This window comes from Aerococcus sp. L_32 (assembly GCF_050689315.1).
The window spans coordinates 1-507 of the sequence record NZ_JBOEQF010001306.1 but is presented as its reverse complement, the minus strand read 5'-3'; the positions used below and the strand labels follow the sequence as shown (position 1 = coordinate 507).

General features: G+C 42.0%; 1 protein-coding gene and 1 pseudogene. Both read left to right on the top strand.

What is annotated here, in order from left to right; translation table 11 throughout:
• On the top strand, nt 1-253 hold a 253-nt coding region (locus tag ACRCJ0_RS19485; RefSeq protein ID WP_431391877.1), incomplete at its 5' end, for a winged helix-turn-helix transcriptional regulator.
• 157 nt (nt 254-410) lie between these two features.
• Nucleotides 411-507, top strand: a pseudogene (locus tag ACRCJ0_RS19480) (diguanylate cyclase); the annotation flags it as partial.

Sequence of the window (507 nt, the reverse complement as noted above, 5' to 3'; positions counted from 1 at the left end):
TACTTACCGTTTTAATGAGCTGCACCGGTCTATTGAAGGGATCAGTCAGAAAGTCTTGACGGAGAACCTGCGCAAGTTGGAGTCAGACGGGATTATCCAGCGGACCGTCTATGCAGAAGTGCCGCCGAGAGTGGAGTATTCCTTGAGTGAATTGGGCGATACCTTAAGACCTATTATTGAAGTGATGCGGGCCTGGGGGAATGATTATTTGAACGGCAACCTGCCTGGAATTGAAGATTCAGAAAAAAATTAAAAACTTTTTTGCTGGCAGAGCCTTGGTATCCGTCATTACTTACCAATAAGTAAGTAGCTAAGGAAAAAGTGCCTACTTTTAGTAAGTGGATTTTCATGGTTAAATATACCTATCAACAAGTAACCAATAAACTTACAAATGAAAGAGGTATATAAACATGGCAAATATTACAGTATTCGGTAAAGGTAACATGGGTTCAGCAATCGGTGGCTTATTCCAAGAAGCAGGAAACGCCGTCGCTTACATCGGTTCTC